The sequence below is a fragment of the Streptomyces sp. NPDC001530 genome, from assembly GCF_042894545.1.
Taxonomy (GTDB): domain Bacteria; phylum Actinomycetota; class Actinomycetes; order Streptomycetales; family Streptomycetaceae; genus Streptomyces.
In genome coordinates, this window is record NZ_JBIAVS010000020.1 from 70,825 (window position 1) to 96,061 (window position 25,237).

Genomic DNA, 25,237 nt, shown 5'->3' on the forward strand with positions numbered 1-25,237 from the left:
GTGGGCCAACTCCGCCCGTAAGAGCACGTACCTGGTTGCGCGCTGCCGCCGGCACTGCGGGAGTCCAGTGTCTCGACGCCATTTCGGCGCGCGACCGGTCGCGCAGCTCCGGCAGCCGCAGCAGGTGATCGGCGAGCGCCGTGCCGCGGCGGCCCGTACAGCACCCGGTAATGGACCAAGTCCGGGTGCTGGGCCACGGCCGTCCGGATCGCCGCCGGATACGCCTTCTCCCGCGACCGACTGCCGGTCACAACCAGCTGCTCGCGCGCCCCGGCGGCAACGCTGACCATGGCCTCGACCAGGTCGGTCGCGCGGGTGAGCACCTGACCGGGCGATGCCCTCAGTCTCCGCGTGCGGTTGACGACGTCGGTGGCACCGAACCCGCTCGCGAGCTTACAGGGGAAGGCCTGCAGGCTCGTGACGATGATGCGCTCGGCGCCCAGTTCCCTGGCGGCGATGACGCCGGACAGGCGATCGCGCTGGCAGGAGCATCCGCACCGACGGCCACCGTCACACGCTGACGTCGACCCCCGTTCCCGCGGGCAGCCAGCGGAAGCGGTCCCGGATGTCGGCGGGAGCCGAGGCCAGGTGCCGTTCGATGGCTTCGCGGTTCTCGCGGAAGTGGTGCCAGCCCTCGTAGTGGATGGGGAGGGCGGTTCGCGGGGTGAGCAGACGGCACAGCTCTACAGCCTGAGCGGCCGTCATCGTGTAGCGGATCGGGCCCGTCAGCGGGAAGCGCACGCCGCCCATGTGCAACAGGGCGGTGCCCACGTTCAGACGGCGGGCAAGGTGTCGTACGCCGTCGTAGAGGACGGTGTCTCCGGAGATCCACAGCACGCCGTGCTGTTGTCCCTTCCAGTGGAGCGCGAAGCCGGTGACGTCCCCGGTGATCGGCCTGGACAGCGGCGGTCCGTGGCGGGCGGGGGTCGCGGTGATCTCGATCGCCGTGCGTCCTGGGGCCTGAAGGCGTGTGGTCGTCCAGGGCGCCAGGCCACGAGCGTTGCCGCCAAGGCGTCGTGCTCCGGACGGCGTGGTGAGTACGGCGTCTGCGGTCGGCAGCAGGGCGCGCCCGGCCGTGTCGAGGTTGTCGCCGTGGTGGTCGTGGGTGAGCAGGACAGCATCGACCGGCGGCAGATCCGCGACGGCGACGGCGGGGCCGGACGTCTTACGGGAGGACGTGCCCCAGCCGAACGAGTAGCGGCGCCCCGGCGGATCGAACGTCGGGTCGGTCAGCAGCCGCCAGCCGCCGACCTCGATCAGTGTGGTCGGACCGCCGATGTGGGTGACGCGAACGTCGGTCATGCGGTCATCCCTTCCGATGGCCCGGGACGGCGGGTATGACCGCCCCGGGCGTACTGGTGGCTATCGGGCGTGCGACAAGGCCCACGACAGCGCGTGGTCCGCGATCTCTTCCCAGCCCGGCGAGGCCGGCATCAGGTGCGGCTGCCCTGGATACACCTTGACCTCGGTGACGGTGTTCGACTTGTAGTGCTCGGCGTTGGACTGCTGGACCTTCGGCGGCATGAGGTGGTCCAGCTCGCCGGAGAGGAACAGCAGCGGTGCACGGTCGTCGTTGTGGTAGTTCACCCAGATGTCCTGGTGGCCGGGCTGGAGGTTGGCCAGCACGCTGTTCCACAGGATGCGGCCCGAGGCGGGGATCGCGTAACGCTCGTAGAGCGCCCGGGACTCCTCTTCGGGGAATGTGTTGGTGAAGGCGTAATGCCACTGTTCATGGGTGAGGCCGACCGCCTTGTGGTGGTTGGCGGGGTTCTTGAGCACGGGGAAGGTCGACTTCACCTGGCTCAGCGGGACCACCTTCACGCCTTCGGTGGGCGCGGAGTTGATGGCCACTCCGGCCGCGCCGAAGCCGTGGTCGAGCAGGACCTGGGTAAACGCCCCGCCCGCGGAGTGGCCGATCAGGACGGGCGGCTTGTCGAGCCCGCGGATCACGTTCGCCAGGCTCTCGACGATCTGCGGGGCAGTCACCTTCTCGATCGGGGCCGGGTCGGCGTTCAGGGACTCGACCTCCACCTCGAAGCCGGGGTAGGCGGGCGCGAGCACGCGGTAGCCCTGCTTCTCGTAGCGGTCGATCCAGTGCTCCCAACTGCGCGGCGTCACCCAGAAGCCGTGGATCAGGACGATGGTGTCCGGTGCGCTCATCGATGTTCCTTCCAGACGTCAACGGGTGGCGCGGTAAGCGGCCAGGATCTGGCGGACGACGATGTCGGGGTGCGACATCATCACGACGTGGGAGGAGCCCTTCACCTCGACGGTCGTGCTCCCGGCGCGCTTGGCCATGTAGCGCTGCACCGCGGCCGGGATGACGTTGTCGGCGGTGGGGATCACGTACCAGGACGGCAGGCTCTTCCAGGCCGGTACGCCGCTGCCGGACGCCAACCCGCCTACGCTGCCGGGGCGCTGGGTGGCCGCCATGAGCCGCGTCACGGAGGTCGGCAGGTCCTGGGCGAAGACCTCGTGGAACTTCGCCGGGTCGATGTAGCCGTCAGTGCCGGTGGTGCCGTCCGGCAGCGGGAACGGGCGGGTCACCAGCGCGTCCGGCAGTTTACTGCCCGGGAACATACCGGCCAGTTGCAGCGCGCTCTCGCCCTCGTCGGGCGCGAAGGCCCCGACGTACACCAGCGCCTTGACATGGGAGTGACCGCGCCCGGCGTTGGTGATGACCTCGCCGCCGTAGGAGTGGCCGACCAGGATGACCGGGCCGTCGATGGTGTCGACGACGCTGGAGACGTACGCCGAGTCGCCCGCCAGGTCGCGCAGCGGGTTCGCAGGGGCGATGACCGGGAATCCGGCGTTCAGCAGCCGGGCGATGACGTCGTTCCAGCCGGAGGAGTCGGCGAACACGCCGTGCACGAGCACGACGGTCGGTCTCGTACCGCCGCCCGAGCGGGCGGAGGCCGAGGCGGGGGCGGGGGCGGCGCCGAGCGTGACCGCTCCCGCCGCGAGCAGGCCGCCGAGAACGCGACGGCGGGGCTGACCTTCGGGAATCATGCGGTGGTTCCTTCCGGCGTCAGGAGTTGAGGAAGTCCAGCAGGTCGGTGCCGAGCTGTTCCTTGTGCGTGTCCGTGATGCCGTGCGGCGCACCCGGGTAGACCTTCAGCGTCGCGTTCTTGATGCGGGCCGCCGACGCCTTGCCGCCCACCTCGAAGGGCACGACCTGGTCGTCGTCGCCGTGGATGACCAACGTGGGCACGTCGAAGGCGTCCAGGTCGGCGCGGAAGTCGGTGGCCGAGAAGGCCGCGACGCATTCGTAGGCGCCTCGGTGTCCGGCCTGCAGGCTCTGACGCCAGAAGGCGTCCCGGATGCCCTGGGAGACATCGGCGCCGGGTCGGTTGTGCCCGAAGAACGGGCCGTCGGCCAGGTCGCGGTACAGCTGTGAGCGGTCGGCGAGCGACCCGGCGCGGATCGCGTCGAACACCTCGATCGGTACGCCACCGGGATTGTCGTCGGTCTTGACCATGAAGGGCGGTACGGCGGAGACCAGCACGAGCTGCGCGATGCGGGCGGTGCCATGCCGTCCGATGTAGCGGGCGACTTCGCCGCCGCCCGTGGAGAAGCCGACGAGCGTCGCGTCGCGCAGGTCGAGCGTGTCGATGAGGGTGGCGAGGTCGTCGGCGTAGGTGTTCATCTCGTTGCCGTGCCAGGTCTGGGAGGACCGGCCGTGCCCACGACGGTCGTGGGCGATGGCACGGAAGCCGTTCGAGGCGAGGAACAGCTGCTGCGCCTCCCAGCTGTCCGAGTTCAGCGGCCAGCCGTGGCTCAGCACGACCGGCCGGCCCGTGCCCCAGTCCTTGTAGAAGATCTGCGCTCCGTCGCTTGCGGTGACGTATGGCATGGAATGCTCCCGTCTGCAGGATCTGTCCGGTCGCCCAAGCCTCGGCCAGGACGGACGGTGCTCGAATCCCGTGGAGCGCGTAGTCGTGACCGCAGTCAGTCGTCCACCGCTTGGTGGAGCTGCCGCCGGGACGTCACGTCGAGCTTCCGGAAGATCTTCCGCAGGTGGTAGTCGACGGTGCTCGCGCTGATGTACAGCTGGGCGGCGATCTCGGCGTTGGTCGCACCGCCCTTGGCGAGGCGGGCGATCTGGAGTTCCTGCGGGGTCAGCGTGCTCGTCGTCCCGGCCGTCCCGCGCTGGGGGTGCGCCCCGGTGGCGGCAAGCTCCTGGGCGGCGCGCGCCGCGTATCCCGTGGCCCGCATGGCGTCGAACATCTCGACGGCCGTACTCAGTTGCTCGCGGGCATCCTTGCGGCGCTTACGGCGGCGCAGCCACTCGCCGTACAGCAGGTGGGCGACGGCGAGATCGGAGCGGGCTCTGGTGCCCGACAGCAGGGTGATCGCCTCGCGGTACAGCGGCTCGGCGTCCCCGACGGCTGCGAGCAGGGCGCTGGAGCGGGCCAGCAGGCCCAGGGCCCAGGGCGTGCCGGAGGCCGTCGCCCGGGAGGCCAGCGTCCCCAGTGCGGCCGTGGCCAGGACTCGGTCGCCGCAGCGTACGGCCGCCTCGACAAGGTGCGGGAGCAGCCGGGAATGCACCCCGAGCACGTCGTGCTCGATCAGCTCGTGCGCGACTGTGCGCGCCTTGGCGTAGTCGCCGCGGCTCACGGCCAGCACCACCATGCCGATGCGGGCGATGGACTCGACCGCGCCGATGCCGAGCCAGGTGCCGGCCTCCATCGACCCACGCAGAACGGCGTCCAGGTCGTCGCGCTCGCCGTGCCAGGCGAGCAGCTCGGGATGCCGGTAGATGGCCCACACGTCGTCGTTCGCGCCGATCGCCGCACGAATCTGGTGCCCCTCGGCCAACAGGTCGTCGGCAGCGGCCAGTTCGCCGAGATTGGTCTCGGACATCGTGGCGCAGTACAACGCGGAGTCCAGCTGCCACAGGGAACCGGTCCGCCGGGCGACGTCAGCCGCCCGCCCCATGACAGCGGTATGCGTTGGCTCATCCCACAGGATCATCGACATGGTGACGACGGGCAGATAGCCGCGCAGCACCTCCTCCTCGGGGGTGCCCGGGTCCAGCACCATGGCGCAGGCCCGCCGCAGGTGGGGTACAGCGCGTTCGTAGCCGTCGGTGACCAGGGCCGCGAACCCGCGCAACACGAGGTCGACGCCAGTCGCTTCACCGGTGCGCGGCACCAGCGTCTCCACGGCCCGTGCGATCTCGGCCGGCGTCGTATCCCGCATAAGGTGCTCCGCGGTGATGGCGCGGTCGATCGCCCTGAGGAGCGCCTCACGAGCCAGGTCCGGAGCACCGTCGGAGAGGAACTGGGCGGCACGCACGCACAGCGCCGGCGCCTGCGCGAACGAATCCGCGCGGCCCAGCGCGAGGCCCGTGGTCGCCCGGACCAACAGTGCCCGGCCCTGGCCGACATCGCCGAGCAGCTCCTCATCGATCCCGTCCAGCAGCGACTCCGCCTGCAGCGGCGCCCCGGCTCGCAGCGCTGCCTCGGCCGCCGCCAGCAGCCGCCCCGCTCGTACCTCGCCTTCCGGCGTCAGCTCAGCCGCCCGGGTCAGGAAGGTGGCGCGCGCGGCGTAGCCACCCCGCGCGCCCGCCCGGTCGGCCACGCTTTCCACCTCCGCGGCGACGGCGACATCCGTCCCGATCGCGGCCGCGGCGAGATGCCAGGCCCGCCGGTCGGTGTCGGCCGGGCGGTCAGTGACCTCCGCCAGCGCCTGGTGCGCTCGCCGTCGCTCAACACTGGTGGCGCCGCTGTACACAGCCGACCGCACCAGCGGATGGCGGAACTGTGCGGCGGCGTGCAGCACCACCAGACGCGCGGTTTCGGCAGGGCCGGAGGCCTCCGTGCCGATCCCGAGCCGCTCTGCCGCGCTCGTGAGGTACCCCAGGTCGCCGCCCGGCTCGGCGGCGGCGAGGAGCAGCCAGACCTGCGTCGGCTCCGGCAGCTCGCGGACCTGCTGGAGGTAGTGCGCCTCCAGCCTTCCGCCCACGGGCAGCGGTTCGGGCAGCGCGAGCCCTCCGGAGAGCTGGTCGGCGGACAGTTCCTGCCCCAGGTCAGCCAGTGCCAGCGGGTTCCCGGCCGTCGCGGCCACGATCCGCGCCGCGACGCGGGTGTCGAGCTGTCCGGGCACGGTCTCCCGCAGCAGTTCCAGAGCGAACTCGTCCTCCAGACCGGCGACTTCGGTAGACGGAAGGCCCGCGGGCGCGTCGAAACCGGTCCGCGCGGCGAACAGCAGGCCGACGCCCTCGGCGTGCACCCGCCGGCCTACAAAGGCGAGCACGCCCAAGGACTCCTTGTCGAGCCACTGGGCGTCATCGACGCAGGCCAGCAGAGGCCGTTGCTTCGCGGCCTCCGCAAGCAGCGTGAGCGTCGCGAGCCCCACAAGGAACTGGTCGGCGGCCGGGCCGTCGGCCAGTCCACAGGCCACCCGCAGCGCCGCGCGCTGGGCCGCGGGCAGCGCGCCAGGCTCCTTGAGGCCGTCCAGGAACGGTACGAGCAGACGGTGCAGCGCCGCGAAAGGGAACCCGGACTCCGCCTCCACACCCGCCACCCGCAGCACGCACAGGTCGGCGGCCTCCGCGGCCGCATGATCCAGCAAGACGGTCTTACCGATGCCGGCGTCACCGCGTAGGAGGACGACACCGCTCAATCCCTCACGCAGGCCCGCGACGAACCGATCGAGGGCTTCACGTTCCCTGACCCGCCCCTTGGGTTTCACGCCGACACCTTTCAGAAAGGTCGGGTGGCAAGGTCAACGGCAACGCGGTCCCCCCACGTACACTGCGCCCGCACCCTCCGCTGGTGCTGCCCATCCTGCATATGTCCGCCCCGACTTGCAGGAGGCTTGCACAAGTCATATGCCTCCCTCCGCTTCACCGCGGCTCCCCCATCAACCGGACCACGCTTTGTCCCTGCCAATGTGCAGCGACGTCGTACGCGATCTCGCACTCCTGATACGCGTCGTCGATGAGCTCGACCAGCGCCAGCTCACGCTCGAGCAGAGGCCGCATCCCCGCCAACCCGGGTCGCTCGATGAACCGGCCGTCCAGCCAGGGGAAGCCCGCGTTTTCGACGTGGATCCCGCCGACCACCATTCACCGGGGCCTCCTGCTGCACGGTGATTCGACACCAACGAGCTGTTCAGGAGGCCCCGCCCGTATGCGCCAGGCGCCCCACGACCACCCAATCGGGACTCCCGTTCGACGCCCATCACCCAAGATCGGAAAGAGAACAGCTACTGAAGCTGAACCCGCAAGCGGGCTGCGCGCGGACGCACGCCCCTGCGCGCTGCTCTTGACCGGCGAGGGCAGCCGGCCTCGCGGCACCACCAGCGGCGCTTGTGCCGGCGGAACTCCAAACCGCTCTCGCCGTAAGGGAGATCGCGCGGGCGGGTCACCGCCGAGCCCTTCACCCGGGTGGCGAACACCCCGCAGGCCGGGCAGGCCCTGGCTGTCTCGTCGGCCGTGACCAGGTGAACTCGGCGCCTTCCGTCGGCCAGCCGCTCAACCCGCGCGACGGATACCCCGTCGAGGTCGAGCAGCAACGTCGTATCGTTGAGCAAGCCCGTGGCTCCTGCATGATCGTTCTGCGTCGAGAACAGGGATGATCACGCAGGTCCACGGGCATCCTGCATCCGGGGCCGTGCCCGAATGCGTCACGACAATCGGCCGGGTGTGGTTCGCTGCTGGGGTGACTCAGGACTTGGAGATCGTCGCATTCGAATCCGCCGAGGCATTCCAGGCATGGCTCGGCGAGAACCACGCCGTCTCGTCCGGCATCTGGCTCAAGCTTCGCAAGAAGGGCCCCGGAATCGTCGCGCTGGACTACGCCCAGGCGCTCGACGTGGCACTCTGCTACGGCTGGATCGACGGCCAGAAGGCCAAGTTCGACGACCAGTGGTGGCTCCAGCGGTTCACCCCGCGCAAGCCGCGCAGCAAGTGGTCCAAGGTCAACCGGGACAAGGTGGCCGCCCTGATCGAGCAGGGCCGGATGCAGCCCCCGGGGCAGGCCGAGGTCGACCGCGCAAAGGCGGACGGCCGCTGGGAGGCGGCCTACGACGGCGCGAAGACCGCCACGGTGCCGGACGACCTCGCGGCGGCCCTGACCGCCGACCCGGCCGCGGCCGAGTTCTTCGAGACACTGGACCGGCAGAACCGCTACGCGATCCTGTACCGGGTCCAAGACGCCAAAAAGCCCGAGACCCGGGCGCGCCGGATAGAGAAGTACGTAGCGATGCTGGCCAAGGGCGAGAAGCTGCACCCGTAGTCCCGGAGAGGGACCGCAGCCGTGTAGTGCCCCGGGGGCCCGGCGCGCCTGCGGCCCCGGCCGAAGCCACCAAGTGCCCTCACTGAGCGTAACGAAACGTCAGAGGCCCTGAGCAGGCGCACCGCTCAAGATCGAAGACCCACGTTACTCGCGGCCTGCCCGTGTCCGTCATGTACCGGGTGGATGTCCCGCTTCAGCAGCTGGACCAAGCCTTCACCGATCCCCGGCCCTACGCGGGCATCGTCGACCGGCTCACCCTGGCGGGAACATCATCCAGACCAGCAGCAAAACGTATCGGCTCGCCCAGACCAAAGCCCAGGCCGACGCCAGCTGACCGTCTCGGCCGCATAATCGCCGGGACGGGCCGCCGCAACCTCCGTATCTTGGCGCCATGACGGACGAGGGAGAGCCGACGCTCTACGTGAACCGCTGGGACGACACATCGGACTCTGCCCCTGGTGGGCGCGGTTCATACCGAGACATCTGCTCGTGCTTCGACCAGTCCAAGCCGCATCCACGAGCCCGGGTTGGGTTTCACACCGAACGACAGGACACCTCAGCCCCGGGCTGGCAGCACCTACTGGAGCTGGTCGACGAGGCCGCCGACGACGGGCGGGAAGAGTTCCGCCCCCTTGTCGAACTCAGCCCGAAAGAGCGGCGGCAGGTCATCACCCTGCCGCCGAGCATCGCCAAACTCACCGCGGTCAAGCACTTCGTGCTCTACGGCAGCAACCTGGTCCGCATTCCGCCCGAGATCGGGGCCATGAGCAGCCTGGAGGCGTTCAGCCTCTATACCTCCTACCGGCTTCACTGGTTCCCCTACGAGATCACCCGGTGCCTGAAGTTGACCCGCAGTACGGTGAGCACTCGCGCGCTGTTCGGTAACTACAAGCTGCGACCGCCCTTCCCTCACCTTCGGCCGCCCCAGGACTCCGTCGCGGAACTCGATCTGGCAGACCTGGATCCCCAGCGCTGGGGCGCAACGGCCATTCACCACTGCAGTGTCTGTGACCGGCCGATCGAGCAGGGTGCACTCCATCAGGTGTGGGTCTCGTTGCGCGTGGCCACCGACGTGTTGCCCCTGCTGGTCAGTGCCTGCTCGTCGGCGTGTGCGTCCGCACTGCCCGCAGGCGCTGAGGGCTACATCCCTTCACCGCACCGAGGTGGGCGGATCAACCAGCCAGCGTCCGACTGGGACTGATCCGCGGTCCAACCCCCTCGGCCATGTGAGCGACTTCAAAACCCATCGGCGACGCCTCCTACGTAAAGATCACCGACGAGCAGGCAAGGTGAAGGCACTCATGGCGCTCCTGGCCGAATACAGCTCCAAGGCCACGCCCAGGCCGCCGCGTCTTGGAGGTCTACGACTCGGATGCCTATCTCGGCGACGACGCCATGGCTGCCGCCTGCCTGCGCAGCCTCCAGCCGGCCATCAACGTCACGTCACCATCCGCATTTGGGACATACCGCCGGCTCCACCCGCTGATGCCGAAGGCCACGCGCCATCAGCATCGAATCCGAAACCGGTTTCCTCGTCGTCAACCAGTCGGCCTCGGCGCGAGCGGGGAAATGACCCTGCCCCGCCCGGGTGTGAATGAAGGCCAGGCCTGGGCCAACCGCCAGGCAGCTGCCGACTACTACAACACCACCCTCGACCAGCTCGTTGACGACTCCCCCGACGGCCAGCTCACCGAAGCCTTGAACAACTGCCCGATCACCGAGCGCTACGTCCTCGACCTCGCCTACACCCGCGAACCCGAACCCGCCGACGAAGAAGACGACTTGTGACCGCCTCACCGAGGGCGAGAACGTACAGCCGCTATCGCCCGGCGGCAGGGGCCGTCCTCACCTGTTCTCACCTGGTGGGCGTTGGTGGGCGTAGAGATGGTGCTGAATGGGCTGCCGACCGCGGGTTCAGCCGCCTGCGGCGATAATTGGTCGCTGCCCTCTGGACCCACTGATACACATGTGCGATGGCAGGCGACGACTCCAGCGAGTTTCAAGCAGGGCAGTAGGGACTGATCGTGAAGGTCCCTGAAGCGGAACCTGCTGTTCGAGCATGGCGGGACCGGCTGGACCCCTCGGCCCGTGCGGGGGTCCCGGCTCACGTCACTGTGCTCTTCCCATTCCTCGACGAGAGCCGCATCCACAGCGACACCTGTGCTGCCATCGATGAGGTGATCAGGCGTCATAGGCCCTTCGAGGCCCGGTTCGAGAGCTGCGGGCGGTTCCCCGGGATTCTGTATCTCGCCCCCGAACCGGACGCATTGTTTCGCCGGCTCACCGAGGCGATCGCGGATCGGTGGCCCGAGACGCCGCCGTTCGGCGGGCAGTTCGAGGACATCGTTCCGCATCTGACCATCGCCCAGGGGCAAGACGATGACCTCCTGGAGGAGACCGAGGCCGATCTTCGCAGCCGGCTTCCCATCACTGCCCGCGTATCGTCGGTGGATCTCATGGTCCACGACGGATCGCGATGGCAGCAGCGGGCGTCGTTCCGGCTTCGCTGACGCCGCTGCCGGTCGTCGGTCAGCCGCCGCCCTGCTGGGCCCTGGCGTGCGCGAGGCGGTGGGAGTCGGTTCCAGTCTCGATGATGTTGCCGCCGAAGGTGAGCCGGTCGACGATCGCCGCGCAGAGGCGAGGATCGGTGAGGGTCTTCGTCCAGCCGCCGAACGATTCGTTCGAGGCGCTGGCCACCGAGGCTTTCTCCTCCCTGGACGTTTCGCCTCCAGGGGCCGAGTACGACGGCCCATCAGTGAGGGCAAGGGAACGGGGGCTAGTCGGTGGCTGGGGAGGGACGACTTGGTGGAGACGTCGGTCCCGGATCAGGGCCCACAGGACGTTGACCCTGCGGCGGGCGGAGGGCGATCACCGCCTGGGTACGGCGTTTCCCCTCAGCGCGCTTGCGGTCGTAGAAGGCCCGGGAGTTGGGGTCATAGCGGACGCCGGGGCAAGTTCACATCCCTCAGCATGAGACACGGCCCGTCACCAGCACGGGGGAACCGCCGACGAAGCCGTGCACCAACCCCGGACCCCAGCCCGCTTTGGCGTGAAGAGGCAGGCACGCTGATCAGCCGGGCTGCCCCGCTCATCGACAGTTCGGGACGGGCCCCGCGAGCGGACGATGACCTTGACCGCGGATCTGGTGAGCTGCCAGGTCGGTCGTCACTGCCCGCGCGGGCATGGTCGCGTGTGGCGCGGGTGGCAGGGCGGATCCCGGGTGGGACCGTGCGGGTGAGGGCCGCCACGCCGCGACACGGCGCCCGGCAGGCAGCTGGGCCTTGACCAGGTTCAATACGTCTCATGGCATCAGCCTGGTCTGCGCACCGGCGTTGGAGCAGCGAGTGACCCGCCCGGTTCTGAGTCACGCCAGTTGCCGGCCGCGTGCGAAGAACCAGGGGGAGAACATCGGTATCCGAGTACGAGGTGGTGTTCGGGGTGGACAAGCGGATGACGGTGCTCAGCGAGAGCGGGGATGATCCGTTCGCGCTGCACCGCGCCGCCTCGGCGGTGCTCGACGACCGGGGAACCGTGGTCGGCTGGAGCCGGCGGGCGCAGGAGTTGCTCGGCTACGCGGAGACAGCAGTGATCGGCCGTCCGGCGCTCGATGTCCTGATCGATCCCCGCGACCTGCCGGCCGCCAAGGACGCCATGGCGATGTGCAGGAGAGACGGAGGCTGGTTCGGCGTACTGGCGGTGCGGCATCGCAGCGGGCGGCTCGTGGAGATGGGTTTCAGGGCACGTGCGCTCCTGCGCGGTGACCTTGTCCGCGAGTGGTTCCTCGTCGGGGCGCCCGCGGCGGAGGTCCTCGAGTGGCAAAGGGACCGCGCGGTCCTGGACGGGTTGTTCCGCCGGTGCCCGATCGGTCTGGTCGTCCATGGCCCCGAGATGACGATTCTGCGGGTCAACCGAGCGGTCGAACGGTTCGTCGGCATCCCGGCCGCCTCATTTCGGGGAATGCCCACGGGCGCGCTGCTGGTCGCCGAGGATGCGCGGAAATCCGTGGACCGGGTGCGCCATGTGATGGAGACCGGAAGATCACTGGTCTCCACCGAGCAGTACGCCCGCCTGGAGCGGGATCCGACTCGAGAGCGGGCCGCGTCCGTCTCGGCCTTCCGACTGGAAGATCCCGCCGGCCGGATCCTGGGAGTGGCCGAGACGATCGAGGACGTCACCGAACGGCATCGGGCCCGACTGCGGCTGGCGCTCCTCGACAAGGCCGCCGCCCGCATCGGATCAACGCTCGATGTGGGAGAGACAGCCTGGGAACTCGCGGATGTGATGGTCCCTCACCTGGCCGACCACGTATCGGTGGACTTGTCAGAACCGGTGACGCGGGGCGAGGAGCCGGCGCAGACCTCCTCAGGACCTGTCGCACGCGTCGCGGTCCGCAGCGTCCTGGCCCAGGAGCCCGACCTGCCGCACCGGGAAGTGGAGCCGGTACAGTTCGCCCCCGGCTCACCGCAGGCCAGATGCCTGGCCGACGGGCGTCCCGTCCTCGAACCGGTCCTTTCGCCCGACTGGTTCTCCGCAGAACCGCGTCAGGGCGAGCACGCACCGGACCTCTCGGTCCATTCCCTGATCGTGGTGCCACTGGCCGCGCGCGGCCTGGTCCTCGGTGTCATGAGCCTGTGGCGATCGCGGCACCCCGAGCCGTTCGAGGCCGACGACCTCACACTGGCCCAGGAACTGGCCTCGCGCGCCGCCATCAGCATCGACAACGCCAGACGCTTCACCCAGGAGCAGCAGACCGCGTCCACCCTGCAACGCACCCTGCTGCCGAGGACGATGCCGCACCAGTCGGCCGTCGACGTGGTCCCTCGCTACCTCCCGGCCAGTACGGCCCCAGGCCTGGGCGGTGACTGGTTCGATGTCATCCCCTTGTCGGGGGCCAGGGTCGCACTCGTCGTCGGCGACGCGGTGGGGCACGGACTGCATGCCGCTGCCACGATGGGCCGGCTGCGTACCGCCGTGCACACTCTCGCCACCCTCGACCTGGCGCCGGACGAGGTCCTTTCCCGACTGGACGACCTGGTCAACCTCCTTGCCGCGGAACAAGAGACAGCCGACGACCCCGCGGGCGAGCAGGTTGTCGGCGCCACCTGCCTGTACGCCGTCTACGACCCCGTCTCCCGGCACTGCTCCTCGGCACGCGCCGGCCACCCGCTGCCGGTCGTGACCACACCGGACGGACAGGCCAGCCTGCTCGACCTGCCCCCCGGCCCACCGCTCGGCCTGGGCGGCCTGCCGTTCGAGACCCGCGAGATCGAACTGGCCGAGGGCAGCCTGCTCACGCTCTACACCAACGGACTCATCGGCGAACGTCACATCGACGTCGACACGGGCCTGCAACGGCTGTGCGCAGCGCTCACCCACCCCGCGGACCCCTTGGAGCAGACCTGCCAGGCGGTTGTCGACTCCCTCGTCTCCGCACAGCCCACCGACGACATCGCGCTGCTCGTCGCGCGCACCCGCGTACTGCCACCGCAGAACGTCGCCTCCTGGCAACTGCCGCTGCAACCAACCGCCGCCGCCCAAGCCAGAACGCTCACCACAAGCCAGCTCACCGAATGGGGACTGGAACACCTGGCGTTCACCACCGAATTGATCGCCAGTGAATTGGTCACCAACGCCTACCGCTACGCCAACGGTCCCGTGACCCTGCGACTCATCCGTGAACGATGTCTCGTCTGCGAGGTCGCCGACGCAAGCCACACCGCACCGCACCTGCGTCGCGCCCGCATCACCGATGAGGGCGGGCGGGGCCTGTTCCTGGTGGCGCAGCTCACCGAGCGCTGGGGCACCCGCTACACCCGCGAGGGCAAGACCGTCTGGACCGAACAGCCACTGCTCGGCCTGTAAATCCCGATCACGGCAGGGCGGAACCCGAGGCCGCCCGAAAGCGACACCTTGCCCGTGACGGTGTGACAGGTGATCCAGGACGGATCCAGCGCAGCAGCAAACCATCCCGCGATCCCGAATGCGGACTCCCCGGCTCGCCGCCCGTGCCGCCGGGGGCCTCGGCGATGGATGTGGCCTGCGTCCCACAAGACGGATGAGACAAGGCCGCACGGGCTGCGTATCGCATGACAACGAAACAGCAAGACGAGGCCTGATCCGTGCGGCTCAGTCTCCCGTCACGGAACCGTCCCTGGGAACACAAGACCATGACATGGCACGTACTTGGTTGAGGAGGACTGCCGGTGGGCCTCAACGACACCGAACCACAGCAAGCTCCCGGTTCAGGTCCTGATATTGCGCAGGAGATACAGGACTCCTTTCAAGCCGTGCTGGACGCCTTGGACGCCGCACGCGCCGACCTGTACGCGTTCGACGAGCAGCAGGGCGGGACGAGATCCCGCCCCCGTCCTGGGCTCGACACCGCGAACCTGGCCACGGACGCCGACTTCACTGATCCGACCCCGTCCCTACCCCCGGCTCCGTCCCCTCCCCCGCCCCGACGGACTCAACCGGTAAGTCATGGGCCCGACCCGGATCCGGATCGACCGCACGCCGTCCCGCCGCCTGTCGTGGAGCCACTGCGGACCGGTGGCCCACACCAGGTCAATGTTCAGCAGGATGTCGTAGTGGAGCCGCTGTGGCTGCGTGGGGCGCATCCGGAGACTGTTCCACCCCCGCCGACGGGAAGGCCGCCACAGGTGCGTGGCGCAGGCCCGACGCGCACCGCGCCGCCGGTGACCTTCCTGCCCCCGGCCCCCCAGCACAGGCGCGCGCGTCGCGGGACCGGTCCGCCCCTGGACGCCAGCCGGCCGACTACCCCCCAGCGCCCGGTCCCGCAGGCGGACCAACTCGGCGCCCCGCCCTCGGGGGCGTTACCGCCACCCGTCCGCTCGCACGCGATGAAGAGAAGTCAAGGATGGCGGCGCTTCACCGACCGGCGGGAAACCCGTGTCGCCGGAGTCTTCGGGGTCGGCGCCGTGAGCGGATTGATTCTCGCCTCCTCGCTGTTGGTCAACAACAACCCCATACCGAGGGAGGCCCCCTCCCCACCCTCTGGGCGGCTGGACCGGCCGCTGCCCGACGACCCGGCTCCCTCGCTCCCCGAGATCCCGGGCACGGGCGTACTGCGCCAGGGCGACAGCGGCCATGGAGTATACGAGTTGCAGGTACGTCTGCTCCAGGTGCCGAACATCTACGACGGCGGCGCGATCGATGGCCTCTACGACAAGGAGGTCCGGATGGCCGTGGCCAGATTCCAGAAGTGGTACGGCATCCGCGGCGACGAGACTGGCGTCTACGGCGACCACACTCGCCACGCTCTCATGTTGCGAACCAAGTAGGCAGCGGCAGCCATGCGATGGCCACATCGCGCCGACTCGGCAGTCCACGCAGGCGCACGTTTGCCGACCGGTTCGCAACCTCGAGACGAGCGGATGGAGTGCGTCACCGGCGCTCGCGACGCGGCGGCGCATCCGCACCAGGCGGTCGGCGGTCCGCCCAGGCGGGCACCCCGTGCGTCCCCTGGGCCCCGAGGCGGAGTTCGCGGCCGGCATCCCCGCGCCCGACCTGCTGACGCCCGGGGAGACGGAGGTGCTCCGGCTCATCTCTACGGGCGCCACGAACAAGGAGATCGCCGCCCGGCTCTACCTGAGCGAGGGCGCCGTCAAGAACCACATCTCCCGCGTGCTGAGCCGGCTGGGCCTGCGCGACCACCGGCCCCAGGCCGCGCTGTACGCCCGGGAGAACGGGCTGATCTGAGCCGCTTCGCCTGAGCCTCTTCGGCGGAGGACGGCCTCTCCCCCTATGCGGGGGAGGAAGGGCAGGCGGGCTCCTGCCGAGGGCGGCTGAGCAGGTACGCGACCACCGTGACCGAGCACAATCAAACCAGATGCGCCTTGATCCGCTAAAGACGAGCGCGAGGTGGAACGGGTCGGCGCCGTGGGTGAGGACCTCTTCGAGCCGGCGGTCGGCACGGAGCCGTTCAAGGGTGACGGTGAGGTCAGGTGGCCCGGGTAGTCCAGAGCGTGCTGGCCGGGCCTGGTTCGACGGCGGTCTTCTGGGTGATCAGCAGGTGGGGGTTGGCCGTGTTCGGCCAGCGGCTGCGCCGGTAGTCGCGTCGACGGTCACGTCCGTCCGCTCGACGGCCTTCCAGATCGCTTTGTTCGCGGCGGTCAGCCGCAGGTTCCACTTCATCGCACGAGTCCTTCCAGCCGCTTCGCGGCCAGCTGCTGCCCGGCCGCCGAGGCGTCCTCGCCCCGGGTCTGCTGGACGTGGATGTGCCGCATCGTCGTGGCGATCCAGGAGTGCCCAAGGACCCCCTGGATCGCGAGCAGGTCAAGGCCGCTGAGAGAGAGCTCGGATGCGCAGAAGTGCCGCAGGACGTGCGGCGTCAGTTTGCCGGCCCAGCCGGGCAGATGGGCTTTTGCCGCGGCCACCAGGCCGTTCCGCAGGGCGTCGTCGCCGACCCGGCGCGAGGAGCCGTCGGTGTTCTTGGGTTCGGAGGGGAACAGCGGGGCGCCGGGGCAGGTGTGCTCGTCGTCGAACTGACCCCATACGTCCCCGATGAACCACCGCAGTGTGCGGTCGGCGCCGTTGATCAGCGGCACCATCCGCTCACGTGGGCCCGAGCCGCGGGCACCCTTGCCGTGGCGCACGTGGAGCGTGCCGAAGCGGCCCGGGTCCCACTTGATGTCGGCCAGGTCGCGGGCTGCTTGCCGTGGAGCGGCCCTCAGCCCTTGACGGCGGAGCTGGCGACGCCTTGGACGAACCACCGCTGGAAGAAGGCGAAGACGATCAGGACGGGCAGGACGAGTAGGACGCCGAAGGCGAGGATCTGGCCCCAGTCCGGGGGCAGCTGGGCCTGGAAGACGCTCATCTCCAGGGGCAGCGGGCGTACCGAGGGGTCGGAGACCATCAGGACCGGCCAGAGGAAGGAGCCCCACTGGGTGAGGAAGGTCAGGATCGCCACGGAGGCGAAGGCCGGCTTGGACATCGGGACGATGATGGCGAAGAAGGTGCGCCAGGGGCCCGCGCCGTCGAGACGGGCGGCTTCCTCGATGCTCGGCGGGATCGAGCGGAAGAACGTGTGGAACTGGTAGACCGAGAAGGCGTTGGCGATGAACGGGACCGCCTGGATGAAGAGCGTGTTGCGCTGGTCGTTGAACATGTAGAAGAGCGGGACGGCTACCGACTCGAACGGGACCAGCATCAGCAGCAGGATGAGGGTGAAGACCGCGTTCCGGCCGCGCCACTTCAGCCGTGACAGCCCGTACGCCGCCATCGAGTTGACGAACAGGCCGCCCGTCACCACCACGAATGCCAGCAGCAGTGAGATGCCCATGAAGCGCCAGAAGTAGCCGGTGCTGTCGGAGTTGAGGCTGTCGAGGACGGCGGTGTAGTTGTCGAAGGACAGGTGGGTGGGGAGGAAGCCGGACAGGCCGTTGAGCACTTCGTCGGACGGCTTGAGGCTGCCCATGAACAGGTAGAGGACGGGCAGCACGAAGATGAACGCCAGCACGCAGAGGACGGCGTAGTCGAGGAAGCGGCGCAGGGGGGTGCGGGTGAGGCCCGTGTTGGTGCTCATGGTCAGTCCTCGTTGTCGGGCCGGACGACGCGGCGCTGGATGAGGGTCAGGGCGACGACGATCAGGAAGAAGACGACGGTGATCGCGGATGCCTGGCCGACGTTGTTCTGGTCGAAGGCGGTGGTGACGGCCTGGTACATCACGGTGCGGGCGGCGTCCTCGTTGAGGCCGCCGCCATCGATGAGGACGTAGACCTGGTCGAAGACCCGGAAGGAGAGCACCGAGGTGAGCATGGCGACGAAAACGAGGGTGCCGCGGATGCCGGGCAGGGTGACGTGGCGGAACTGCTGCCAGCGGCTCGCGCGGTCGAGTTCGGCGGCTTCGTAGAGCTCGGTGGGGATCTGCTGGAGACCGGCGAGCAGGATGACCATCTGGAAGCCGACGCCCTGCCAGATGGACAGCACGATGATCGAGGCCATCGCGGTCGCGGAGTCGCCGAGCCAGTCGAAAGCGCCCCAGTTGCCGAAACTCACCGCGTGCAGTGCGGAGTTGAGCATGCCCTGGTCGCTGCGGGCGAGGATGAGCCGCCAGATCACGGCGACCAGCGCCATCGGGAAGACGACCGGCATGAAGAAGAAGGACCTCAACAGGCCGATCGCCTTGAGCTTGCGGTTGAGCAGGATCGCCAGCCCGAGGGCGAGGCCCGTCTGGACGGGGACGACGACGACGGCGAAGGTCAGGTTGTTCAGCAGGGCCCGCAGGAAGGGACCGGACAGGTCGGGGTCGGTGAACAGCCGGCGGTACTGCTCCAGGCCGAAGAAGGACGGCGCGAGCGGGGAGCCGAGGCGGACGTTGTAGAAGGAGAGGACGACGGCGTAGCCGAACGGTATGCCGACGAAGGCGATGAGCCCGGCGACGGCGGGCGTGGACATGAGCAGTCCGTGCAACCCGTCGCGGTTCTTGCGCCCGGGGCGCACAGGGCGCGCCGGACGCACGGGCTTGACGGCGGTCACGGGCGGGGCCTTCTCCCGGGCGTGGGGCGCGGCGTGCGCCGGTTCGACGGATGTCACGGATGGGTCCTGTTCCCGGCCAGGGGCGGGCGCGGCGTGCGCGAGCCCGCCACCGGCCGATCGTCTTACGGGATCTTGTAGCCGGCGTTGTCGGAGAAGTCCTGGTCGATGGCGCGGGCGGCCTTGGCCAGGGCGCTCTTGGGGTCGGCGCCGCCGTAGATCGAGTTGAGGGCCTCACCGAACTTGGCCGTGATGGTGGGGTATCCGGCGGTCACCGGGCGGGTGACGGCGACGCAGGACTTGGTGATGTCGCTGTCGCCGCAGGGCTGGGCGAGCTGGTCGGCGAAGAACTGGAGCGGGCCGCCCTGCTTGTACAGGGGGGACGCGGCGAGCGCGGACTTGGTGGCGGGCGGGGCGCCGTTGGCCGTCGTCATCGCTGTGACGTTGGTGTCGTTGAGGAGGTAGTCCATGAACGCGCCGGCGGCCTTGGCGTTCTTGCTGTCGGCGCCGATGCCCCACGCCCAGGAGCCCTGGCCGGTCTTGGGGCCGTTGCCGAAGTCGGGCAGAGGCAGGACGACGAGGTCGTCATCGAGGGCCTTGCTGTAGGTGGGGTACATCCAGTGGCCGACCCAGCTCAGGGCGACGCGGCCCTTGGCGAAGGCGTTGCCGTCGGTGTTGGGGTCGACGTAGGTCTTCCAGGACTGGAAGGTCTTCAGGGCCGAGACCACGGCCGGGGTGTCGAGGGCGCCTTCCGCCTTGCCGTCCTTGAGCAGGGAACCGCCCGCCGACCAGACGATGGGGGCGAAGCCGTAGGTTCCCCACTCGGTGGTGAGCCCGTTGTTCTCCTGAACGTCGAGGGTCTTGCCGTCGGAGTCCTTGGCCTTCAGTGCTTTGAGCGCGGCGGTGAACTGCGCGGCCGTCCAGCCGTCGGACAGGCTGGTCGGGTACTTCACGCCGGCCGCGTCCAGCAGCTTCTTGTTGCCGTAGATGCCCAGGCCGGAGTCGTACATGCCCAGGCCGTAGTGCTTGCCGCCGATCTCGCCCTGGGACTTGATCGCGTCGGTGGCGTTGGCCATCGTCTTGGAGGAGACGTAGTCGTCGATGGGGGCGAGCTTCTTGTTGTAGACGAAGTTCGCCATCGTCGGGCCGTCGAACTCCATCACGTCCGGCAGCTCGGAGGCGCTGGTGGCGGTGATGGTCTTGGTGTAGTCGTTGCCGGGTATCAGCTTCAGCTCGACCTTGATGTCGCTCTGCGAGGAGTTGAAGGACTTCACCGCGGCCTGCACGGCGGCGTCCTCGCTCTTCTGGCCCTGGTGGGCCCAGACGCTGATGGTGCCCTTGCCGCTGCCCGCCTCCGCGGAGGCGTCGGTGCCGCCGCCCCCGCCGCAGGCGGCCAGCGCCGCCAGGGGCAGGGCGAGAGCCAGGCCCGTACAGGCTGTGCGGCGGTGCCTTCTGCTGGTCGAGCTCATGGTTATGCCTCCGTGCTGTGGCGAGGGTTCGGGGTGCGGAAGTGCTGTGGCGGGCGTGGGGGTGTGGGGCTCAAGGGCGTGGGGGGAGGGTGGCGGTTACTGCGGTCCGCGCGGACGGGGCGGGGCGGTGGTCTCGCGCAGGACGAGGCGGATGGGCATCTGGACGTGCCCGGCTGGCTCGGCGTCGGGTTCGTCGAGCTGGCGCAGCAGCAGCCGCGCAGCCTCGGCGCCCTGCTCGGCGACCGGCTGGGCGACAGTGGTCAGGCCGACCACGTCGGCGAGTTCATGGTCGTCGAAGCCGACGACGGACACGTCCTCCGGCACCTTCAGCCGGTGGCGGCGCAGGGCGCGCAGGGCGCCCATCGCCATCTCGTCGGACTGCGCGAACACGGCGGTCGGCGGCCGGGAAGCGGCCAGCAGCTCGGTCATCGCACGCTCACCGCCCTCGACGGTGTAGTCACCGTCCGCCTCCAGAGCCGGGTCGTGCTCGATCCCGGCGTCGGCCAGGACGTCCAGGTATGCGTTGCGGCGCTCGATGGGGGTGGTCCAGTGCAGCGGCCCGCTGGACCCGCTGATCATGCCGATGCGGCGGTGGCCGAGGTTCACCAGATGCCGTACGGCGCTCTCGGTGCCGGCCCGGTCGTCGATGCCGACGACGGTGAAGCCGGGCCGCGTGCCGCCGACCGTGGTGGCCAGCGGCACCCCCAGTGAGCGCAGCGCGGCCGACTCCTCATCGTCAGGAATGAGCAGCGACAGCACCGCGTCCACTCGCTTGCGGACCGGCAGCCTGGTGAAGAAACGCTTGCGCGTCTCCGGCGAGCCCAGGTTGTACAGCAGCACGTCGTACCCAGCGGGGCTGAACACCTGCTCGGCGGCGTCCAGCACGGTGCCGAAGAACCACCGGCCCACGTAGGGGACCAGTACGCCGATGGTGTAGGTGCGGCCGCTGGCCAGGCTGGAGGCGGAGCGGGAGGCGGTATAGCCGAGTCGGTCGGCGACGGCCTTGATCTGGTCCCGAACCTCGTCGGAGACGCCCGGCCGGCCGCGTAGGGCGCGGGACACGGTGGACGCGGAGACGCCGGCGGCGCGGGCGACGTCGTTGATGCTGGCCGTCACGGGGCGATTCCTCCCGTTGGTTTCACGTCGGTGTGATCTGTGGGTGACGTGACCGTAAACCCGGCCTCGTTGTTGCGCAAGCGTTTGCGTTCATATTTACTTGGGTCGATTCCAAAGTGAGTCCGTTTTGATCGATGGTCAGCGCATGCGTTTGGGCGCTGTGAGCCGACAGGAACTGTGCATGCGATACGCCCCGCCCGGCCTCTGCGTGAACGACTTCGCCCTGCTGCGGGATGAGGACGGCACGTACGCGGTGCTGCATCTGCAGGGGCCCTGGACGGCCGAGTTCGACCATCTGCGGATGGAGACCTCCTACGGCCGGGCCACCTCCACCGACCTGGTCGGCTGGCAATCGCAGGGCACCGCCTTCGGGGTCGGCCTGCCCGGCCGCTTCGACCAGCAGGCCGTGTGGACCATGCACCCCATCCGGCACGGCGACGGAATGGCCATGTTCTACACCGGGGTGAGCGGGCTGACGCCGGGCGGCTGGCCCCTGCAGACCGTCGGCCTCGCCTACTCCGACCGCACCGACGGCACCGGCTGGCGCCGCCACGGCACCGCGCCGGTGGTCGAGGCGGACCCGCGCTGGTACCGCACCGGCGAGAAGATGGCCTGGCGCGACCCGTTCGTCGTACGCGACGACGAGACGGACGGCTGGGTGATGGTCGTCTGCGCGAGCGACGCCTCCCTCCCGGTCGAGGTCAGCGGCTGCGTCGCCTGGGCCACCTCCGACGACCTGGAGCACTGGACCGTCCAGCCGCCGCTCATCTCACCCGGCGACGTCGACGAGTTGGAGTGCCCGGTCCTGGAACGTCTCGACGACGGAAGCTGGCTGCTGCTCGGCTCCATCGGCGCGACCCGTGGCTTCGAGTCGTGGACTGCCCCGAGCCTGCGGGGCCCCTGGACCCGTCACGGCCCTCTCGGACCGACCGGCTCGTACGCCCCTCGCGTCATCGCCGCGCCCGACGGCTCCCGCGTCGTCGTGCACACCACGCCCCGGCAGGTCGGCCTCACCGACACCGGGGACCGCTGCCGCGGCATGCTCGCCCAGCCCAAGTCCCTTGTCATACAGGAGAGTTCGGCGCCCCGCCTGGAATGGTGGCCCGGCCTGAACCCCTGGCTCGACGAGGAAACCGACCGCCCCGCCCTGCACGCGGTCGGCGACATCGGCATATCCGGGCCCGTCGAGATCACCCTGCGCACCTACACACCGGACGACGGCCGCCCTGCCCTCGCTGTCGGCTGCGACGGCAAGAACCTCTGGGTCACCGGCCCCGACGGCACCCGGCTCGGCGAGACCATCCTGGCCGAACCCGCTGCCACCCTGCGCATCCTCACCATTGGCGAATACGTCGAGGTCTACGCCGACAACGTCTTCGCCCTCACGACCCTGTGCTACTCCGGGCGCCCCGCCCCGTGGACAGCCGTCACCGAAGAACGCAGCCGTATGATCGCGGTCCGCCCGATCCGGCTGCCCGACCCCCACCGCGATGATGCCTCGGCCATCTGGCCCGGCCCCACACCCCAGTGACGCACGGAGGTCCGCTCACGGATCGCTCCTACGACTGAGTCCTGTACACGCCGTCAGCCCGGACAGAAGGCCGAAAGTTTCGACAGTGACTCACGACACGGACCACACCCCGTACACGACCCCCGAGTACGACGGGTGACCCCTCGTGTACGACCCCTGCCTGATCCTGTGGGCGCCGACCTTCCTCACCTCACGCGGGCGGTGATCTCGACGCCCGCGTCGACGGCTTCTACCACCGGGACCGGCGCTACCTGCACACCGTTCCTAGAAACTGAGCGGGAGTCCTGTTGCCAGAACCCATGCTCAGCCGAACGCCCCGAACGGTGTTGGGCGTTCTGGTCCCCCGCGTTCGCTCCGCATCCGGCGCGCACGGATCGTGTCCGTGGTCCGGGGACGCGGGGGCGGGTTTCCTCGCGCCCTCGGGTGCCCGATGGGGCCTGGGCGGTCCGATGCCCGGCACCATCGCTCTGGTGGTGCCGGGGCGGTGCCGTCCGTCGCCGGATCGGGTGCCCGAGGGCGCGCCTTCCGTTCGCCACGGCGGCCGCGTCGTGGCGAGTGGTCTTTCTGGTGTTGCTGGTGAGGGGCTTCTGCCAGTGCTGGGCGCCCCACTTCGAGGTGTAGGCCGGATCCACGGCCACGATCGCGAGACCCTGTTCGGCGGCCATGGAGACGAGGCGGGCCTTCAGCTTGCCGGTGGGCATGCCGGAGATCAGCTGCCTAAACCGCTTGCGGCGGCCGTGCTTCTCGCGGGTCTTCTCCGCCGCGAAGTCAAGGTTTTCGATGGCGATCGCGTTCACGCTGCAGGCGCGTGCCCAGTGCAGCAGGCGGGTGAGGGCGTGCCGGATCTGCGCGTCCCGGTGCTGGGCCGTGCCGGTGAGGTCGTAGAAGAAGCGGTGCGGGTCGCCGACCGGGTTGGCGTGCACGTCCAGCTCGTAGGCGGCGAAGTGGTCGGCATTGGTGTCCACGCCGATCATGCCGTGTGCGCGGGCCGCCTCCAGCGGGATCGTCTTCACGGCCGGCCGCTGCCAGGAGGCAGTCAGGTACCAGCGGCCGCGCTGCACGTCCAGGTGGATGTGGTAGGCCACCGCGCGGTCGGCCTCGACGCGGTCGGCCCACTCGGCGCCCCGGTGCGCGAAGCCGACCCGGCAGGCGAGCACGTACCGGCCATGTGGGGCGTTGGCGTGCCCGGCGAGCGGGGCGGGCAGCTTGATGCTGACCTCGCCGTCGGGGGTGACGCGGACGGTTTCGTTGCCGAACCTCTTGCCGGACTCGCCGTCCGCGGCCAGGAACCAGCGCTCGGCCTCCCACCGCCGCCGCCACTCGGCCTCGGTCAGCTGGGCGGCGTCCAGGTGGTGGCGGGTGTTGAGCAGGCGCCGGCCGCCCCGCACCACATGCACGCGGCCCGCCTCCCGCTCGGCGCCGGCCTGCTCGAGGCGGTGCTCAAGGACGTGCAGGCGGCGGGTCTTCGCGTGCCACTCCTGCCGGGTGCGGTAGCCGCCCGGCGCCTTCTCGGCGCCCTTCTCCCCGACCGGCTGGGACAGCCGGTGCATCAGCGTGCGCACGCCCGCTTCCAGGGACTGGATGTGCGCGAGCTGGCAGCGGCGGGCCAGCGCCCACTGGTCGTGCGTGGCCTTCGTGATGCTCCCCGCCCAGCGGGAGGACGACTCGTTGGTCAGCTCCCGCTTGCGCACCGCCCACGTGTCGGTGGAGTGCTCCAGCCCGTCCCGGCACCGCACGGCCAGGTCACGGGAAGCCAGCCGTCCCAGGTGCTCGCCCACCAGCCGCAGGACCTTCTCGTCCTGCGGGGTGAGGTGCTTGAGCCGGTCACGGATCGCCACACCGGTGGGGCCGAGGGCGACGAACGGCGCATCGAGGGCGCGCAGCTGCTTCTTCTCACTCACCGGCGGCGGCCGCTTCCAGGGCCTTCTTCGCCCGGTTCCGCGCCGAGCGGCGGCCGTACAGGCGGGCGCAGAACGACGTCAGCACCTCCACCATGTCCCGCACCAGGTCTTCCTCGACCTCGCCGTCGTCCAGCGCCACCAGCCGCCGTCCGGACGCCGACAGCGCCGCCTCGACCAGTTCGGTGTTCATCCGCCCCAGCCGGTCCTTGTGCTCGACCACAACCGTGGTCACCGCCGGGTCAGCCAGCAGGCGCCGGATCTTGGCACGCGAGCCGTTCAAGCCCGAGGCGACCTCCGCCTCGCACCGCACCACCCGGTGCCCCGCCTGAGCCGCCCACCGCACCAGCCGTGCCGCCTGACGCTCCAGGTCGGTCCTCTGATCGGGGGGGGGAGACCCGGGCGTACAGGCCCACGCCCCCGATGGCCAGCGGAGCGGCGTTGGCCTCCACGTTCACCAGGATCGTGCGCGAGCCCACCCGCTCG

The 25,237-nt window shown here is 69.7% G+C and carries 22 protein-coding genes and 2 pseudogenes; 8 read left to right on the forward strand and 16 right to left on the reverse strand.

The window, feature by feature from the left end:
* Positions 1-510: 510 nt before the first annotated feature.
* The 7 genes from ACFY0T_RS35620 to ACFY0T_RS35650 form a co-directional block, all read right to left on the reverse strand.
* Positions 511-1,302 (reverse strand): MBL fold metallo-hydrolase, encoded by a 792-nt coding sequence (locus tag ACFY0T_RS35620; protein WP_388880269.1) that lies wholly within the window; start codon positions 1,300-1,302, stop codon positions 511-513.
* Between the two features lie 60 nt (positions 1,303-1,362).
* A complete protein-coding gene (locus ACFY0T_RS35625; protein WP_388880272.1) occupies positions 1,363-2,160 on the reverse strand; it encodes an alpha/beta hydrolase in 798 nt (265 codons plus the stop codon).
* 18 nt (positions 2,161-2,178) lie between these two features.
* The gene (locus ACFY0T_RS35630) at positions 2,179-3,009 is read right to left on the reverse strand and encodes an alpha/beta fold hydrolase (RefSeq protein ID WP_388880275.1); all 831 of its coding nucleotides are present in this window, start codon (positions 3,007-3,009) and stop codon (positions 2,179-2,181) included.
* Between the two features lie 19 nt (positions 3,010-3,028).
* Positions 3,029-3,853, reverse strand: coding sequence for an alpha/beta fold hydrolase (locus ACFY0T_RS35635; RefSeq protein WP_388880278.1), 825 nt, complete (start codon positions 3,851-3,853; stop codon positions 3,029-3,031).
* A 95-nt stretch (positions 3,854-3,948) separates the two neighbouring features.
* Complete coding sequence (locus tag ACFY0T_RS35640) at positions 3,949-6,696, reverse strand: AAA family ATPase (RefSeq protein WP_388880281.1); 2,748 nt, start codon at positions 6,694-6,696, stop codon at positions 3,949-3,951.
* A gap of 154 nt (positions 6,697-6,850) precedes the next feature.
* Positions 6,851-7,072: a hypothetical protein gene (locus tag ACFY0T_RS35645; RefSeq protein WP_388880284.1), complete on the reverse strand. Its 222-nt coding sequence runs from the start codon at positions 7,070-7,072 to the stop codon at positions 6,851-6,853.
* A gap of 140 nt (positions 7,073-7,212) precedes the next feature.
* Complete coding sequence (locus tag ACFY0T_RS35650; protein ID WP_388880287.1) at positions 7,213-7,539, reverse strand: transposase family protein; 327 nt, start codon at positions 7,537-7,539, stop codon at positions 7,213-7,215.
* Between the two features lie 110 nt (positions 7,540-7,649).
* Between ACFY0T_RS35650 and ACFY0T_RS35655 the strand changes: the two genes are divergently transcribed.
* The 4 genes from ACFY0T_RS35655 to ACFY0T_RS35670 all read left to right on the forward strand — a co-directional run bounded on the left by ACFY0T_RS35655 (position 7,650) and on the right by ACFY0T_RS35670 (position 10,753).
* Positions 7,650-8,243 (forward strand): YdeI family protein, encoded by a 594-nt coding sequence (locus ACFY0T_RS35655; protein ID WP_388880290.1) that lies wholly within the window; start codon positions 7,650-7,652, stop codon positions 8,241-8,243.
* Between the two features lie 391 nt (positions 8,244-8,634).
* Positions 8,635-9,444, forward strand: a complete 810-nt coding sequence (locus tag ACFY0T_RS35660) for a leucine-rich repeat domain-containing protein (RefSeq protein WP_388880293.1) — start codon at positions 8,635-8,637, stop codon at positions 9,442-9,444.
* Between the two features lie 152 nt (positions 9,445-9,596).
* Entirely contained in the window at positions 9,597-10,031 is a 435-nt protein-coding gene (locus ACFY0T_RS35665) for a hypothetical protein (RefSeq protein ID WP_388880296.1), read from the forward strand.
* Positions 10,032-10,267: 236 nt separating this feature from the next.
* Entirely contained in the window at positions 10,268-10,753 is a 486-nt protein-coding gene (locus ACFY0T_RS35670) for a 2'-5' RNA ligase family protein (protein WP_388880298.1), read from the forward strand.
* A 19-nt stretch (positions 10,754-10,772) separates the two neighbouring features.
* Here the strand turns inward: ACFY0T_RS35670 and ACFY0T_RS35675 are convergent.
* Both ACFY0T_RS35675 and ACFY0T_RS35680 read right to left on the reverse strand, forming a co-directional pair.
* A pseudogene (locus tag ACFY0T_RS35675) lies at positions 10,773-10,964 on the reverse strand (ATP-binding protein); the annotation flags it as partial.
* 78 nt (positions 10,965-11,042) lie between these two features.
* A pseudogene (locus ACFY0T_RS35680) lies at positions 11,043-11,187 on the reverse strand (IS110 family transposase); the annotation flags it as partial.
* Between the two features lie 506 nt (positions 11,188-11,693).
* Between ACFY0T_RS35680 and ACFY0T_RS35685 the strand changes: the two are divergent.
* The 3 genes from ACFY0T_RS35685 (at position 11,694) to ACFY0T_RS35695 (ending at position 15,962) form a co-directional block, all read left to right on the forward strand.
* Positions 11,694-14,105 carry a SpoIIE family protein phosphatase gene (locus tag ACFY0T_RS35685; protein WP_388880647.1) on the forward strand — a complete coding sequence of 804 codons (2,412 nt, stop codon included), beginning with the start codon at positions 11,694-11,696 and terminating at the stop codon, positions 14,103-14,105.
* A gap of 998 nt (positions 14,106-15,103) precedes the next feature.
* The gene (locus ACFY0T_RS35690; protein WP_388880301.1) at positions 15,104-15,544 is read left to right on the forward strand and encodes a peptidoglycan-binding protein; all 441 of its coding nucleotides are present in this window, start codon (positions 15,104-15,106) and stop codon (positions 15,542-15,544) included.
* Positions 15,545-15,716: 172 nt separating this feature from the next.
* Positions 15,717-15,962 carry a response regulator transcription factor gene (locus ACFY0T_RS35695; protein ID WP_388880304.1) on the forward strand — a complete coding sequence of 82 codons (246 nt, stop codon included), beginning with the start codon at positions 15,717-15,719 and terminating at the stop codon, positions 15,960-15,962.
* A 431-nt stretch (positions 15,963-16,393) separates the two neighbouring features.
* Here the strand turns inward: ACFY0T_RS35695 and ACFY0T_RS35700 are convergent, their stop codons facing one another.
* The 5 genes from ACFY0T_RS35700 to ACFY0T_RS35720 all read right to left on the reverse strand — a co-directional run bounded on the left by ACFY0T_RS35700 (position 16,394) and on the right by ACFY0T_RS35720 (position 21,322).
* Positions 16,394-16,975, reverse strand: coding sequence for a tyrosine-type recombinase/integrase (locus tag ACFY0T_RS35700; RefSeq protein ID WP_388880307.1), 582 nt, complete (start codon positions 16,973-16,975; stop codon positions 16,394-16,396).
* The gene (locus ACFY0T_RS35705) at positions 16,933-17,787 is read right to left on the reverse strand and encodes a carbohydrate ABC transporter permease (RefSeq protein ID WP_388880310.1); all 855 of its coding nucleotides are present in this window, start codon (positions 17,785-17,787) and stop codon (positions 16,933-16,935) included. The genes ACFY0T_RS35700 and ACFY0T_RS35705 overlap by 43 nt, the downstream gene beginning before the upstream one ends.
* 2 nt (positions 17,788-17,789) lie before the next feature.
* On the reverse strand, positions 17,790-18,797 hold the full coding sequence (locus ACFY0T_RS35710) for a carbohydrate ABC transporter permease (RefSeq protein WP_388880313.1): 1,008 nt from the start codon (positions 18,795-18,797) through the stop codon (positions 17,790-17,792).
* A gap of 65 nt (positions 18,798-18,862) precedes the next feature.
* Positions 18,863-20,206, reverse strand: coding sequence for an ABC transporter substrate-binding protein (locus ACFY0T_RS35715; RefSeq protein WP_388880316.1), 1,344 nt, complete (start codon positions 20,204-20,206; stop codon positions 18,863-18,865).
* A 96-nt stretch (positions 20,207-20,302) separates the two neighbouring features.
* Positions 20,303-21,322 (reverse strand): LacI family DNA-binding transcriptional regulator, encoded by a 1,020-nt coding sequence (locus ACFY0T_RS35720; RefSeq protein ID WP_388880319.1) that lies wholly within the window; start codon positions 21,320-21,322, stop codon positions 20,303-20,305.
* 181 nt (positions 21,323-21,503) lie between these two features.
* On the opposite strand from ACFY0T_RS35720, the gene ACFY0T_RS35725 reads away from it, so the two are divergent.
* On the forward strand, positions 21,504-22,853 hold the full coding sequence (locus tag ACFY0T_RS35725; protein WP_388880322.1) for a mucin-1: 1,350 nt from the start codon (positions 21,504-21,506) through the stop codon (positions 22,851-22,853).
* A gap of 185 nt (positions 22,854-23,038) precedes the next feature.
* On the opposite strand, the gene ACFY0T_RS35730 is transcribed toward ACFY0T_RS35725, so the two are convergent.
* The gene (locus tag ACFY0T_RS35730) at positions 23,039-24,754 is read right to left on the reverse strand and encodes an IS200/IS605 family accessory protein TnpB-related protein (RefSeq protein WP_388880325.1); all 1,716 of its coding nucleotides are present in this window, start codon (positions 24,752-24,754) and stop codon (positions 23,039-23,041) included.
* Positions 24,747-25,097, reverse strand: a complete 351-nt coding sequence (locus ACFY0T_RS35735) for an IS607 family transposase (protein ID WP_388880328.1) — start codon at positions 25,095-25,097, stop codon at positions 24,747-24,749. Before ACFY0T_RS35735 ends, ACFY0T_RS35730 begins: the two co-directional genes overlap by 8 nt.
* Between the last annotated feature and the right edge of the window lie 140 nt (positions 25,098-25,237).

Coding starts and splice junctions, on each gene's coding strand:
- ACFY0T_RS35620 (WP_388880269.1), bottom strand. CDS start 1,302: ATGACCGACGTTCGCGTCACCCACATCGGCGGTCCGACCACACTGATC.
- ACFY0T_RS35625 (WP_388880272.1), bottom strand. CDS start 2,160: ATGAGCGCACCGGACACCATCGTCCTGATCCACGGCTTCTGGGTGACG.
- ACFY0T_RS35630 (WP_388880275.1), bottom strand. CDS start 3,009: ATGATTCCCGAAGGTCAGCCCCGCCGTCGCGTTCTCGGCGGCCTGCTC.
- ACFY0T_RS35635 (WP_388880278.1), bottom strand. CDS start 3,853: ATGCCATACGTCACCGCAAGCGACGGAGCGCAGATCTTCTACAAGGAC.
- ACFY0T_RS35645 (WP_388880284.1), bottom strand. CDS start 7,072: ATGGTGGTCGGCGGGATCCACGTCGAAAACGCGGGCTTCCCCTGGCTG.
- ACFY0T_RS35660 (WP_388880293.1), top strand. CDS start 8,635: ATGACGGACGAGGGAGAGCCGACGCTCTACGTGAACCGCTGGGACGAC.
- ACFY0T_RS35685 (WP_388880647.1), top strand. CDS start 11,694: ATGACGGTGCTCAGCGAGAGCGGGGATGATCCGTTCGCGCTGCACCGC.
- ACFY0T_RS35690 (WP_388880301.1), top strand. CDS start 15,104: ATGAAGAGAAGTCAAGGATGGCGGCGCTTCACCGACCGGCGGGAAACC.
- ACFY0T_RS35705 (WP_388880310.1), bottom strand. CDS start 17,787: ATGAGCACCAACACGGGCCTCACCCGCACCCCCCTGCGCCGCTTCCTC.
- ACFY0T_RS35715 (WP_388880316.1), bottom strand. CDS start 20,206: ATGAGCTCGACCAGCAGAAGGCACCGCCGCACAGCCTGTACGGGCCTG.
- ACFY0T_RS35725 (WP_388880322.1), top strand. CDS start 21,504: ATGCGATACGCCCCGCCCGGCCTCTGCGTGAACGACTTCGCCCTGCTG.